Annotated in this window: 10 protein-coding genes; 8 read left to right on the top strand and 2 right to left on the bottom strand. The window is 71.2% G+C overall.

Going from position 1 to position 13,405, the window contains the following annotated elements:
• The first annotated feature begins 11 nt into the window (after window positions 1-11).
• The 3 genes from KUM40_RS09135 to KUM40_RS09125 all read left to right on the top strand — a co-directional run bounded on the left by KUM40_RS09135 (window position 12) and on the right by KUM40_RS09125 (window position 4,647).
• On the top strand, window positions 12-1,415 hold the full coding sequence (locus KUM40_RS09135) for an aspartate ammonia-lyase (RefSeq protein WP_217164851.1): 1,404 nt from the start codon (window positions 12-14) through the stop codon (window positions 1,413-1,415).
• Between the two features lie 88 nt (window positions 1,416-1,503).
• Window positions 1,504-2,217 (top strand): DUF402 domain-containing protein, encoded by a 714-nt coding sequence (locus tag KUM40_RS09130; protein ID WP_217164850.1) that lies wholly within the window; start codon window positions 1,504-1,506, stop codon window positions 2,215-2,217.
• 297 nt (window positions 2,218-2,514) lie between these two features.
• On the top strand, window positions 2,515-4,647 hold the full coding sequence (locus KUM40_RS09125) for a SpoIIE family protein phosphatase (protein WP_217164848.1): 2,133 nt from the start codon (window positions 2,515-2,517) through the stop codon (window positions 4,645-4,647).
• Window positions 4,648-4,759: 112 nt separating this feature from the next.
• On the opposite strand, the gene KUM40_RS09120 is transcribed toward KUM40_RS09125, so the two are convergent.
• Window positions 4,760-7,111 (bottom strand): transglycosylase domain-containing protein, encoded by a 2,352-nt coding sequence (locus tag KUM40_RS09120; protein WP_217164846.1) that lies wholly within the window; start codon window positions 7,109-7,111, stop codon window positions 4,760-4,762.
• Between the two features lie 248 nt (window positions 7,112-7,359).
• Here KUM40_RS09120 and KUM40_RS09115 point away from each other — a divergent pair, with 248 nt between their 5' ends.
• The 5 genes from KUM40_RS09115 (at window position 7,360) to KUM40_RS09095 (ending at window position 12,315) form a co-directional block, all read left to right on the top strand.
• Window positions 7,360-8,298: an SPFH domain-containing protein gene (locus KUM40_RS09115; protein WP_217164844.1), complete on the top strand. Its 939-nt coding sequence runs from the start codon at window positions 7,360-7,362 to the stop codon at window positions 8,296-8,298.
• The gene (locus tag KUM40_RS42630) at window positions 8,295-8,648 is read left to right on the top strand and encodes a hypothetical protein (protein WP_374227358.1); all 354 of its coding nucleotides are present in this window, start codon (window positions 8,295-8,297) and stop codon (window positions 8,646-8,648) included. The genes KUM40_RS09115 and KUM40_RS42630 overlap by 4 nt, the downstream gene beginning before the upstream one ends.
• 117 nt (window positions 8,649-8,765) lie before the next feature.
• Window positions 8,766-9,290 (top strand): PadR family transcriptional regulator, encoded by a 525-nt coding sequence (locus tag KUM40_RS09105; protein ID WP_217164842.1) that lies wholly within the window; start codon window positions 8,766-8,768, stop codon window positions 9,288-9,290.
• Complete coding sequence (locus tag KUM40_RS09100) at window positions 9,287-9,976, top strand: ABC transporter ATP-binding protein (protein ID WP_217164840.1); 690 nt, start codon at window positions 9,287-9,289, stop codon at window positions 9,974-9,976. The genes KUM40_RS09105 and KUM40_RS09100 overlap by 4 nt, the downstream gene beginning before the upstream one ends.
• Window positions 9,973-12,315 carry an ABC transporter permease gene (locus KUM40_RS09095; protein ID WP_217164838.1) on the top strand — a complete coding sequence of 781 codons (2,343 nt, stop codon included), beginning with the start codon at window positions 9,973-9,975 and terminating at the stop codon, window positions 12,313-12,315. Before KUM40_RS09100 ends, KUM40_RS09095 begins: the two co-directional genes overlap by 4 nt.
• Window positions 12,316-12,429: 114 nt before the next feature.
• Here KUM40_RS09095 and KUM40_RS09090 read toward each other — a convergent pair whose 3' ends face one another.
• Window positions 12,430-13,368 carry a hydrogen peroxide-inducible genes activator gene (locus KUM40_RS09090; protein WP_217164836.1) on the bottom strand — a complete coding sequence of 313 codons (939 nt, stop codon included), beginning with the start codon at window positions 13,366-13,368 and terminating at the stop codon, window positions 12,430-12,432.
• Between the last annotated feature and the right edge of the window lie 37 nt (window positions 13,369-13,405).

Genomic DNA, 13,405 nt, shown 5'->3' with positions numbered 1-13,405 from the left:
GGTGATCGTCGATGGCCGACGAGCAGGACAGGACCGGGTTCCGCACCGAGCACGACTCGATGGGCGAGGTGCGGGTGCCCGCCCACGCCAAGTGGCGGGCCCAGACGCAGCGCGCCGTGGAGAACTTCCCCGTCTCCGGGCAGCGCATCGAGCGCGCCCACGTCGAGGCGCTGGCACGGATCAAGGGCGCGGCGGCCAAGGTCAACGCCGAACTGGGCGTACTCGACAAGGACGTCGCCGGCGCGATCCAGGACGCGGCCGGCGAGGTCGCCGACGGGAAGTGGGACGAGCACTTCCCCGTCGACGTGTTCCAGACGGGGTCGGGGACCTCGTCCAACATGAACACCAACGAGGTCATCGCCACCCTGGCCGGTGAACGGCTCGGCCGCGACGTGCACCCCAACGACCACGTCAACGCCTCCCAGTCGTCCAACGACGTCTTCCCGTCCTCGATCCACATCGCCGCCACCGCCGCCGTCACCCGCGACCTGATCCCGGCCCTGGACCACCTCGCCGGGGCCCTGGAGCGCAAGGCGGAGGAGTTCGCCGACGTCGTGAAGTCCGGGCGTACCCACCTCATGGACGCCACGCCCGTCACCCTGGGCCAGGAGTTCGGCGGATACGCCGCCCAGGTGCGGTACGGCGTCGAGCGGCTGGGCGCCTCCCTCCCGCGCCTCGCCGAGCTGCCGCTGGGCGGCACCGCCGTCGGCACCGGCATCAACACCCCGCCCGGCTTCTCCGCCGCCGTCATCGAGGAGGTGGCCCGCGCGACCGGGCTGCCGCTGACCGAGGCGCGCGACCACTTCGAGGCGCAGGGCGCCCGGGACGGCATCGTCGAGACGAGCGGGCAACTGCGGACCATCGGCGTCGGGCTGACGAAGATCGCGAACGACCTGCGCTGGATGGCGTCCGGGCCGCGTACCGGGCTCGCGGAGATCTCGCTGCCCGACCTCCAGCCCGGGTCGTCCATCATGCCCGGCAAGGTCAACCCGGTGATCCCCGAGGCCGTACTCATGGTCGCCGCCCAGGTCACCGGCAACGACGCCACGGTCGCCGCGGCGGGAGCGGCCGGCAACTTCGAGCTGAACGTCATGCTGCCGGTCATCGCCAAGAACGTACTGGAGTCGGTACGGCTGCTCGCCAACGTCTCCCGGCTGCTCGCCGACCGGACCGTGGACGGGATCGTCGCCCACCGCGAACGGGCCCGCGAGTACGCCGAGTCCTCGCCGTCCGTGGTCACGCCGCTGAACAAGTACATCGGGTACGAGGAGGCCGCGAAGGTCGCCAAGAAGGCGCTGGCCGAGCGGAAGACGATCCGTCAGGTCGTCCTGGAGGGCGGGTACGTCGAGCGCGGCGACCTCACCGGCGAGCAGTTGGACCAGGCGCTGGACGTGCTGCGGATGACCCGTCCGTGACCTGTCCGTAACCTGACCGCCGTCGTGAACCGGGACGCCCTTCGCGATCATCGGCGCGTCGGGTGGCCATGGCACCTAATATCTGTCCATGGCAGACGGTGAAACGGTGAGCGCGGCGACGGAGGCGGGCACTCCGGTGGCCCCGGCGGCCCCGGTGGACTACTGGGCGCCCGGCAGTCACATCCTGTGGCGGTACCGGGAGAACGGCGGCCCGCACTTCCACATCGCCCGCCCCGTCACCGTCGTACGCGACGACACCGAACTGCTCGCCGTGTGGCTGGCACCCGGCACCGAGTGTGTGAAGCCGGTACTGGCCGACGGTACGTCCGTGCATCTGGAGCCGCTGGCCACCCGCTACACCAAGCCGCGCACCGTGCAGCGCGACCGGTGGTTCGGCACGGGCGTGCTGAAGCTGGCGCGGCCCGGCGAGCCCTGGTCGGTGTGGCTGTTCTGGGATCCGGGCTGGCGGTTCAAGAACTGGTACGTGAATCTGGAGGAGCCGCTGACCCGTTGGGAGGGCGGGGTCGACTCCGAGGACCATTTCCTGGACATCTCCGTCCACCCGGACCACACCTGGCACTGGCGGGACGAGGACGAGTTCTCGCAGGCCCAGCGGGACCGGCTGATGGACACCGGCCTCGCCGGGCGGGTGCGCTCCGCGGGCCGTGCCGCGGTCGCGGAGATCCGTTCCTGGGGGTCGCCGTTCGCCGACGGATGGGAGGACTGGCGACCCGATCCGGCGTGGGCGGTACCGTCGCTGCCGGGGGACTGGGATCGCACGTCCGCGCACGTGTCCTCATGAGACCCTTGATGTGCCCCCGGGCAGGAAACGTAGGATCGTCCTCCGCAAGGAGCGCGGCAGCGGCAAACGGCGGAGCGTGCGCTGTGCTTGACCGATCGTCACCGAGGGGCGGCAGGACGTGAGCGAGGGGTACGAGGGCAACACGGAGACGGGCCGCAGACGGTCCGCCGGTGACACAGGAACAGCCTCTGACCACGCGGGAATCCCGTTCCTTGGACAGGTATTGCGGGTATCGGGATTTCTGCGGGACGAACTGCACGCGCCGCGGGCAGTCCCGGACGGACGGATTCGACACGCGTGACGGAGCACCCGACCTCCTTCGACCGCCCCTCGACGGGCGCCGACCCCACGGATCCCCGCGGGGCGCTCCTGCGTACCCCCGTGCCACCGCGCGACTCCGGGTCCGCGTTATCGGCACAGGGGCGTACCGGGGAGACGCCGCCCACCGCGGGCGCGGACTCCCCCGGCTCCCCCGGTTCACCTGGCTCCTTCGAGCACTCCCAGCCGGGCGCCGAGCAGGCCGCCAAGCCCGACACGCACCGGCCGCGGCCCGCGTCCGAGGGCGTCCCGGTGCAACCGGGCAGCGCGCAGTCCGGCGGCGCGCAGTCCGGTGGCGTGCAGCCGGGTCCCGCGGCGCCGGCCGGCGCGGCGGACCGCCGTGGCGCGCTGTCGGACTCGGAGCGGCGTACCGGGCAGCTCACCGCGCCCGGACAGCCCACGCCCATGCGGCGGGACGGGGACCGGCTCCGGTTCGTGGGAGCCGCGACCCGGCGGATCGCCCGGGGCATGGACCTCGACGAGATCGTGATGGGGCTGTGCCGGGCCACCGTGCCGACGTTCGCGGACGCGATCCTCGTCTATCTGCGCGAGCCGCTGCCGGTCGGCGACGAGCGGCCCACCGGCCCCCTGGTGCTGCGGCTGCGGCGCACCGACCGCATACCGGCCGAGCGGGACACCGAGAGCGGTTTCACCCCGGCCGCCCAGCCCGAGCCCTCCGAGCTGGAGTCGGTCGGCTCCGAGCTGTGCGAGGTGCGGCCGGGCAGTGCGCTGGCCGAGGTGCTGCGCGGGGTGCGCCCGGTCTTCACGGACACCCCCGCCGCCCGCGCCGCGCTGCCGGAACTGCTCGGCGACGAGCGCGACTTCGCCGTCCCCGACGGCCGGCGGGCGATTCTCGCCCCGCTGCGCGGCCGGCGCCGGGTGATCGGCGCGGCGCTGTTCCTGCGCGGCCCGGAGCGCGTCGCCTTCGAGGCCGACGACCTGCTGGTCGCCGCCCAGCTCGCCACGCACAGCGCCCTCGGCATCGACAAGGCGGTGCTGTACGGGCGTGAGGCGTACATCGCCGACGAGCTGCAGCGCACGATGCTCCCGGAGAACCTGCCGCGCTGCACCGGCGTGCGGCTGGCCTCGCGCTACCTCCCGGCCGCCGAGACGGCGCGGGTCGGCGGCGACTGGTACGACGCCATCCCGCTGCCCGGCAGCCGGGTCGCGCTGGTCGTCGGGGACGTGATGGGCCACTCCATGACGTCGGCGGCCATCATGGGCCAGTTGCGGACCACGGCGCAGACCCTGGCCGGTCTTGACCTGCCGCCGCAGGAGGTGCTGCACCACCTCGACGAACAGGCCCAGCGCCTGGGCACGGACCGCATGGCGACCTGCCTGTACGCGGTGTACGACCCGGTGTCGCACCGCATCACCGTCGCCAACGCGGGCCACCCGCCGCCCGTCCTGCTGCACCTGGGTGGTGCCGCCGAGGTGCTGCGGGTGCCGGCGGGCGCCCCGATCGGCGTCGGCGGCGTGGACTTCGAGGCCGTGGAACTGGACGCCCCGGCCGGCGCGACCCTGCTCCTGTACACGGACGGGCTGGTCGAGTCCCGGCTGCGCGACGTGTGGACCGGCATAGAGCAGCTCCGGGAGCGCCTCGCGGCGACCGCGCAGCTCACCGGTCCCGACCATCCGCCGCCCCTGGAAGCCCTGTGCGACGAGGTGCTCGACATGCTCGGGCCGGGCGACCGGGACGACGACATCGCGCTGCTCGCCGCCCGCTTCGACGGCATCGCGCCCAGCGATGTGGCGTACTGGTTCCTGGAGCCCGAGGACGCGGCCCCGGGCCGTGCCCGCCGGCTGGCCCGGCGCGCGCTCGCCCGCTGGGGCATGGAGGACCTCACGGACTCCGTGGAGCTGCTCGTCAGCGAGGTCGTGACCAACGCGGTGCGGTACGCCACGAAGCCGGTCACTCTGCGCCTGCTGCGCACGGACGTGCTGCGCTGCGAGGTCGGCGACGACGTGCCGCAGTTGCCCCGGCTGCGGCAGGCGCGGGCGACGGACGAGGGCGGGCGCGGGCTGTACCTGGTGAACCGGCTGGCCCGGCGCTGGGGCGCGACGCGGCTGAGCACGGGCAAGGTGGTCTGGTTCGAGCTCAACCGGGGCTGAGCCCGGGCTGAACCGAACCGGCCCGAGACGTACGCGAAGGGGCGCCCGGTGAGCACCGGGCGCCCCTTCGCGCGTGTCCGCGGCTTTCGCAGCTCTCGCTGGTCTCGCGGGTCTACAGCCCCCAGTCCCCGTCGTCCCCGCCGGGGAAGTCCGGGTCCTCCGGCTCCGTGGACCCGCCGCCGTCCGGCGGTGGTTCGGTGGACGGGCTGTTCGACGGCGAGTTCGAGGGCGACTCCGGAGGGTCCTCCGTCGTCGGCGGATCGTTCGACGGGGGCGGCTCGGTCGTCGGGTCGTCCGACGGGGGCGGCTCGGTCGTCTCCTCCTGGCTCGGCGACTGGGTGGGCGACTCGGGGGCCGACGGCGAGTCGCTCGGTTGCACCGCGGCGCCCTGCTTGGTCTCCAGGTCGAACTTGCTGACCTCGTCCATGACTCCGAAGGTGTACGCGGCCCAGATCTCCGCCGGGAAGCCACCGCCGTTGACGCGGTATTCGACGCCGCCGGCCTTGTACATCGGGACCTGCGGGTGCGGTGCCTTGTCGTCCTCGCCGAACAGGCCGACCGAGGTGACCAGGTCGGGGGTGAAGCCCGTGAACCAGGCCGACTTGTTGTTGTCGGACGTACCGGTCTTGCCGGCCACCTTCTGGCCGTCGCGCAGCGGGTTGTCCCGTACGGACGTCTTGGCCGTACCGTCGTTGACCACGCCGGTGAGTACGGAGGTCACCGTGTCGGCGGCTTCCCGGCTGATGATCTGCTCGCCGATGGGGTCGGGCATCTCGATCGTGCGGTCCTTGTGCTCGACCGACTTCACGATCGCCGGGGTGACCTTCTTGCCGTGGTTGTCGAGGGTGGCGTAGGCGCCGGCCATCTCCAGCGGGCTGGCGCCCATACTGCCCAGGGTCTGGGCGGGCACGGCCGGCAGGTCCTCGGTGTCCATGCCGAGTTCGCCCGCGACCTTCAGCACCTCGGTCATGCCGACGTCGATGCCCATCTGCGCGAAGACGGAGTTGACGGACTTGTTCATCGCCTCCTGGACGTCGATGTCGCCGTAGTCGACGTCGTCCTCGTTGGGTGGCGCGAAACCGACCTTCTGGTCGCCGTCCATCACCTGGCGCTCGCTGGTGCCGTCGTAGATGGTGTTGGCCGTGATCGGCACGCCGTCCTGGGTCTCGGCGTCCTGGTCGACGGCGGCGGCGAGGATCATCGGCTTGAAGGTGGAGGCGGGCTGGTAGTCGTCGCGGGTGGCGTTGTTCGTGTAGTGCTCCAGATAGTTCACGCCGCCGTACATCGCCACGACGGAGCCCGTCTTCGGGTCGACGGAGACGGCGCCGGCCTGGACGTCCGCGTCGACCTTGCGCTTGTCGGGGTCCAGCTTGCTGGTGAGCTTGGCCTTGACCGCCTTCTCCAGCTCGGCCTGCTTCTTCTTGTCGATGTTGAGGGTGACGGTGTAGCCGCCGAGGTCGACCAGGGCCTTGGCCTGCTCCATGTCTTCGGCGGCGCCCTGGGCGACGAGCTGCTCCTTGAGGGCGTAGTCGGCGGCGTCCACCAGATAGCCGACCTGGCCCTTCTTCCCGGCGGCGGCCTTGGGCTCCTTGGGCTTCGGGAACGTCATGCCCTGCCGGTCGCCCGCGTTCAGCCACTTCTGCTCGACCATGTTGTCCAGGACGTAGTTCCAGCGCTCCTGGGCGAGCTTCTTGCCGGTCGCGCTGGCGATCGCCCAGTCGTACTGGTTCGGGGCCTGGAGCAGGGCCGCGAGGTACGCGCCCTGTTCGACCGTCAGGTCCTCGGCGTCGACGCGGTAGTAGGCCTGCGCGGCGGCCTGGATGCCGTAGGCGCCGCGGCCGTAGTAGCTGGTGTTGATGTAGCCGGCGAGGATGTAGTTCTTGGACTTCTCCCGGTCCAGCTTCAGGGAGATGACCAGTTCCTTGAGCTTGCGGGAGACCGTCTGCTCCTGGCTCAGGTAGTAGTTCTTGACGTACTGCTGGGTGATCGTCGAACCGCCCTGCGCGCCCTTGCCGGAGAGCGTGTTGAGCACGCCGCGCGTGGTGCCCTTGAGGTCGACGCCGGCGTCGTCGTAGAAGGTCTTGTTCTCGGCGGCGACGAAGGTGCGCTGGACGTCCTTGGGCACCTTGGCCAGGTCGACGATCTCGCGGTTGCGGTCGCCGGTGCGGACCATCACGCTGCCGTCGCTGTACTTGTAGACGTTGCTCTGCAGCTCGGCCTCGGGGTTGCCCTCGGGGATGTCGATCACCATGTACAGGACGATGAAGGCGCCCATGGCGAGCAGACAGAGCCCGAAGAACGTCCCGAGGATCTTCTTCCAGGTGAACAGCCGGCGTATGCGGCTCTTCCCGCCGGTGCCTCCGCCTCCGCCCGCGCTCCCGCTCGCGCCCGACGAACGGCGGCGTTTCGGCGCGGCGCGGCGGCCGCCACGCTGTCGCGCTTTTCTCTCTTCCGCTCGCCCCATGGGTCCGATCCGCTCCGCTTCGGTCGTCTGTGGGCACGTCTCGCTCACGCGTCACACAGGTTCGTCGCTCAGGTCAGCTCAGAAAGCTAACACCGGGAGATGTGACAAACGGCAACTGATCCAGCCTTGTGGGGACGTGAGAATCAGCACCCGTTCCATAGGAACCGACGTACGAGAGGGGTTGAGGGTTGTCATTTGCTGGTAAAGTGATATCACTTAGCTAGAAAAACGAGAACGGGGGACCACCCATGTCCACGCACGATGCCCCACAGGTCACCGCGGATGTGCCCGAGATGCCGGCGCCACGGGTGCGCGAGAATCAGGCACACAGCATCGGCGGCGGCTTCGCGCTGCTGCTCGGGCTGGTCGGACTGCTCGTGGGCGCGGGCCTGATCGTCACCGCCACGGCGGTCGACTCGTCGGGCGGCAAGGCGGTGCTGATCATCGGGGGCATCCTCGTCGCCCTGGCCGCCTTCCTCGCGATGTGCGGGCTGAACATGGTCGCGCCGGGCGAGGCCCGCGTGGTGCAGCTCTTCGGGCGGTACCGGGGGACGATCCGGCAGGACGGACTGCGCTGGGTGAACCCCTTCACCTCGCGCACCAAGATCTCGACGCGGGTGCGCAACCACGAGACGGCCGTCCTGAAGGTGAACGACGCCTACGGCAACCCCATCGAGCTGGCCGCCGTCGTGGTGTGGCGGGTGGAGGACACCGCGCAGGCCACCTTCGAGGTGGACGACTACATCGAGTTCGTCTCCACCCAGACCGAGGCGGCCGTGCGGCACATCGCCATCGAGTATCCCTACGACGCCCACGACGAGGACGGCCTCTCACTGCGGGGCAACGCCGAGGAAATCACCGAGAAGCTCGCCGTCGAGCTGCACGCGCGCGTGGAGGCGGCCGGCGTGCAGATCATCGAGTCCCGCTTCACGCACCTCGCGTACGCGCCGGAGATCGCCTCGGCGATGCTCCAGCGGCAGCAGGCCGGTGCGGTCGTCGCGGCCCGGCGCCAGATCGTGGACGGCGCGGTCGGCATGGTCGAGGCGGCGCTCGCCCGGATCAACGAGCAGGACATCGTGGAGCTGGACAACGAGCGCAAGGCGGCGATGGTGTCCAACCTGATGGTCGTGCTCTGCGGGGACCGCGCGGCCCAGCCGGTCCTGAACACGGGGACGCTCTACCAGTGACGACCCCGCCCGAGGATCCGGAGAGGGATCCGGCAAAGGACTCGACAAAGGACTCGGCGACGGATGCGGCGACGGATGCGGCGACGGGTTCCGCGCCCGCCGAGGGCCCGGTCCCCAGGCGTCGGCCGCAGCAGCGCAAGCAGGTGCTGCTGCGGCTGGACCCACAGGTGTACGAGGCGCTGGCCCGCTGGGCCGGCGACGAACTGCGCTCGGCCAACGCCCAGATCGAGTTCCTGCTCCGCAGGGCCCTGGCGGAGGCCGGCCGCCTGCCCGGCGACACCGGGCCGCTGCCGCGCCGGGGCCGCCCACCGAGGAGCGGCCCCGGCCCGGGGGCCACACCACCGCCGTAGCGGAACCGTGACAATCACTCCCCACCTGCGATCCCGTACGGCATCCCGCACGCGCCGCCATGATCTCTGCACACGACGTATACATACCGCGTATACACCGTGTGTAGAGTGCTCCGCATGTCCATCGGTCACACCCTCCTGGGACTCCTGGAGTCCGGGCCGCGCCACGGTTACGACCTCAAGCGCGCCTTCGACGAGAAGTTCGGTCACGACCGGCCACTGCACTACGGCCAGGTCTACTCGACGATGTCCCGCCTGCTGAAGAACGGCCTCGTCGTCGTCGACGGCATAGAGACGGGCGGCGGTCCCGAGCGCAAGCGGTACGCGATCACCGACGAGGGGATCACCGACGTACAGCGGTGGCTCGCCACGCCGGAGAAACCCGAGCCGTATCTCCAGTCGACGCTCTACACCAAGGTCGTCCTGGCGCTGCTCACCCACCGCGACGCCGCCGACATCCTCGACACGCAGCGCTCGGAGCATCTGCGCAGCATGCGCATCCTCACCGACCGCAAACGCAAGGGCGATCTCGCCGACCAGCTCATCTGCGACCACGCCCTGTTCCATCTCGAGGCCGACCTGCGCTGGCTGGAACTCACCGCCGCGCGCCTCGACAAGCTCCGTGAGGCGGTAACCCGATGACTCCTCCCGCAGGTTCGCTGCTCTCGGCCGAGCAACTGTGCAAGGCCTACGGCCCCACTCTCGCCCTCGACGGCGCCGAGTTCTCCATCCACCCCGGCGAGGTCGTCGCCGTCATGGGCCCCTCGGGGTCCGGCAAGTCGACGCTGCTGCACTGCCTCGCCGGCATCGTCCCGCCCGACTCGGGGACGATCACGTACAACGGGCGTGAGCTGTCCGCCATGTCCGACGCCCAGCGCAGTGCGCTGCGCCGCTCGGAGTTCGGGTTCGTGTTCCAGTTCGGTCAGCTCGTGCCGGAGCTGACCTGCGTCGAGAACGTCGCCCTGCCGCTGCGTCTGAACGGCACCTCCCGCAAGGAGGCCGAGCGGGCCGCGCTGACCTGGATGGAACGGCTGGAGGTCGACGACCTCGGGAAGAAGCGCCCCGGCGAGGTCTCCGGCGGCCAGGGACAGCGGGTCGCCGTGGCCCGGTCCCTGGTCACCAACCCGCGTGTGCTCTTCGCCGACGAACCGACCGGCGCGCTGGACTCCCTCAACGGCGAGCGCGTCATGGAACTCCTCACCGACGCCGCCCGCTCCACCAACGCTGCCGTCGTCCTGGTCACCCACGAGGCACGGGTGGCCGCCTACTCCGACCGCGAGATCGTCGTACGCGACGGCAAGTCCCGGGACATGGAGCGGGTCGTATGAACGTCCGCCAGTGGGCCGCCGACCTGACGCTGGGCGTCCGCTTCGCCTTCACCGGCGGGCGTGAGGGCTGGACGCGGGCCGTCCTGACGGCCGTGGGCGTCGGACTCGGCGTGGCGCTGCTCCTGCTGACGACGGCGCTGCCGAACGCGCTGACCGTCCGGCACGAACGGGAGTCGGCACGCTCCGACATCTCCTTCTCCAGCCAACAGATGCCGAAGGCGAACGACACCCTCGTGGTCGCCAGGGTCGACACGGACTTCCGTCAGGACAACGTCCGGGGCCGGGCTCTCGAGCCCGAGGGGCCGCGGGCGCCGCTGCCGCCGGGTCTGGAGAAGTTCCCGGCGGAGGGCGAGATGGTGGTGTCCCCCGCGCTGAAGGAGTTGCTGGAGTCGGACTCCGGCGCCCTCCTGCGCGAGCGGCTGCCGGACCGGATCGTCGGCACGATCGGGGAGAGCGGGCTGATCGGCTCGGCCGAACTCGCCTTCTACCAGGGCGCCGAAGGGCTCGCGTCGCACTTCCAGAGCGGCCGGATCGAACGGATCGACCGGTTCGGAGACCCGGAGCCCGTTTCCGAGCGGTCCGACCCGGTACTGCTCCTGCTGATCCTCGTCGTCTTCGTGGTGCTGCTGATGCCGGTCGCCGTCTTCATCGCCGCGGCCGTACGGTTCGGCGGCGAGCGGCGGGACCGGCGGCTCGCGGCGCTGCGGCTGGTGGGCTCGGACAGCCACATGACCCGGCGGATCGCCGCCGGCGAGGCAATGGCGGGCGCGGTGCTGGGGCTCGTCTTCGGCGCCGGGTTCTTCATGGTCGGGCGCCGGCTCGCGGGCTCGGCCGAGGTGTTCGGCATCAGCGTGTTCCCGAGCTACCTCAACCCCTCGCCGCTGCTGGCCCTGCTGGTGGCGGTGGCGGTACCGGCGGCGGCCGTACTGGTGACGCTGTTCGCGCTGCGCGGGGTGGTCATCGAACCGCTCGGCGTGGTGCGTTCGGGGAGCCCGCGGCGGCGCCGGCTGTGGTGGCGGCTGCTGCTGCCGCTGGCCGGACTGGCCATGCTCTACCCGATGATCGGCAACGGACGCGAGAACGGCGACTTCAACCAGTATCTGGTGACCGGCGGCGTCGTGCTGCTCCTGGTCGGCGTGACCGCGCTGCTGCCGTGGATCGTGGAGGCGGTCGTCGGCCGGCTCGGTTCCGGCGGCGTGGCCTGGCAACTGGCCGTGCGCAGGCTGCAGCTCAGCAGCGGTACGGCCGCCCGTATGGTCAACGGCATCGCGGTGGCGGTGGCCGGGGCGATCGCGCTGCAGATGCTGTTCGCCGGCGTCGAAAACGACTACACCAAGTCCACCGGGCAGGACACCTCGCTGGCACAGATGGAGGCGACGCTGCCGACCGAGGTGCCGCTGGCGTCCGCCGCCCAGAAGTTCCGCGACACCGAGGGCGTGACGGCGGTCTACGCCTACGGCGAGGGCTACCTCGGCGACAGCGCCGCGGACCCGGAGAACGGCACGATGCTGACCGTGGGCGACTGTACGGCGCTGCGCGAGATCGCCAACCTCTCCTCGTGCCGCGACGGTGACGTGTTCGCCGTGCACGGCTCCGAGTGGGACACCGGGCTCGACGAGTCCGAGTTCGGCGAACCGGGCCGGAAGCTGTACGCGGACCCGTCGTACGAGGGCAGTCCGAAGGGCCGGGAGGTCCCCTGGACGGTGCCGCAGGACGTGAAGGCGGCGAAGCCGCGCAAGGGTCTGCTGGCCGGGACCGACCGCGGCGGCTTCCTGATCACGCCGAAGGCGATGCCCGAGGCGCTCGCGCCGACCCTGGAGGGTCACGCCTACCTGAAGCTCGACGAGTCGGTGGCGGACGTGCACGACCTGGTGCGGAACACCGCGGCGGGCATCGACCCCCTGGCGGACACCATGACGTGGTCGGAGACGGAGCGGACCGACCGCTTCGACGCCATCCGCACCGGTCTGCTCGTCGGGGCGGCGTGTGTGCTGGCGCTGATCGGGGCCAGTCTGCTGGTCTCGCAGCTTGAGCAGTTGCGCGAGCGCAAGAAGCTGCTGTCGGCCCTGGTCGCCTTCGGCACCCGGCGCCGCACGCTGAGCGTGTCGGTCCTGTGGCAGACGGCGATTCCCATCGCGCTCGGCCTGGTGCTGGCCTCGGTGGTGGGGCTGACGCTGGGCACGGTGCTGCTGAAGATGACGAACACCCCGGTCCACGTCGACTGGACCGGCGTCCTGTCCATGACCGGCATCGGCGCGGCGGTCGTCCTGGCGGTGACGCTGTGCAGCCTGCCTCCGCTGCTGCGGCTGATGCGGCCGGAGGGGCTGCGCACGGAGTAGCCCCGCGGTTCGATGACCGAGGGGCAGGGGGACCGAGGGACTGAGGGACCGAGGGACTGAGCGGCCGCGCGACCGCCCGGGTGGCCGCTCGGTCCCTCAGTCGTGCGCCGTCCCTCAGTCGTGCACCGTCCGGACCGGCAGGTCCGTCATCGCCTCCCGGAGGGCCGACGCCAGTTCCTCGTACTCCGCCGAGCGGGCCGCGCCCGTGCGCATGGCGAGGGCGATGCGGCGGGTGGGGGCCGGGTCGGCGAAGGAGGCGGTGAGGAGCTGGCTGGAGCGGGAGGTCTCCACGCGGACGGCGGTGCGCGGCAGCAGCGTCACCCCGAGCCCGCCGGCCACCAGTTGCACCAGCGTCGACAGACCGGCGGCCGTGGTCGTCGCCGGGACACCCGCGCGGCCCGCCTCCCGGCAGATGTCGAGCGCCTGGTCGCGCAGGCAGTGCCCCTCGTCGAGCAGCAGCAGCTTCAGCTCGCGCAGCACCGCACGCGAGAGCCCCTCCCGGCCCCCGAGCCGGTGGTCCAGCGGCGTGACGAGGACGAAGTCCTCGTCGAAGAGGGGGAGTTCCGTCACTCCGGGCACGCCCAGGGGCACCGCCAGCAGAAGCAGGTCGAGACGGCCGGTCGTGAGGCCGTCCAGAAGGCTCGCGGTCTGCTCCTCGTGGACCTGGAGGTCGAGGTCCGGGTAACGGTCGTGGACGAGACGCAGCACGCTCGGCAGCAGGTACGGCGCCACCGTCGGGATGACCCCGAGCCGCAGCGCCCCGGTGAACGGCGCCCGTACCGCCTCCGCCTCCGCCAGCAGCGCGCCCACCTCCGCCAGTACCGCCTTGGTCCGCACCGCGAGCCGGGCGCCGGCCGGCGAGAGCAGCACCTTGCGCGTCGTACGCTCCAGGAGGGTGACACCCAGTGCCTCCTCCAGGGCGGAAACGGCGCCCGAGAGCGCCGGCTGGCTCATACCGATCGCGGCGGCGGCGTCGCGGAAATGCAGATGCTCGGCGACCGCGTCGAAAGCCCGCAGTTGGGCGAGGCTGGGCTGCCTCTTCTTACCTGCCACTAATAGCCACCTCCGATCAACTCGACCAAGTGTAGCT

Source organism: Streptomyces sp. AC512_CC834 (genome assembly GCF_019049325.1).
GTDB lineage: Bacteria > Actinomycetota > Actinomycetes > Streptomycetales > Streptomycetaceae > Streptomyces.
Note: the sequence above shows the minus strand (reverse complement) of the source record. Positions and strands in the feature narration are given on the sequence as shown.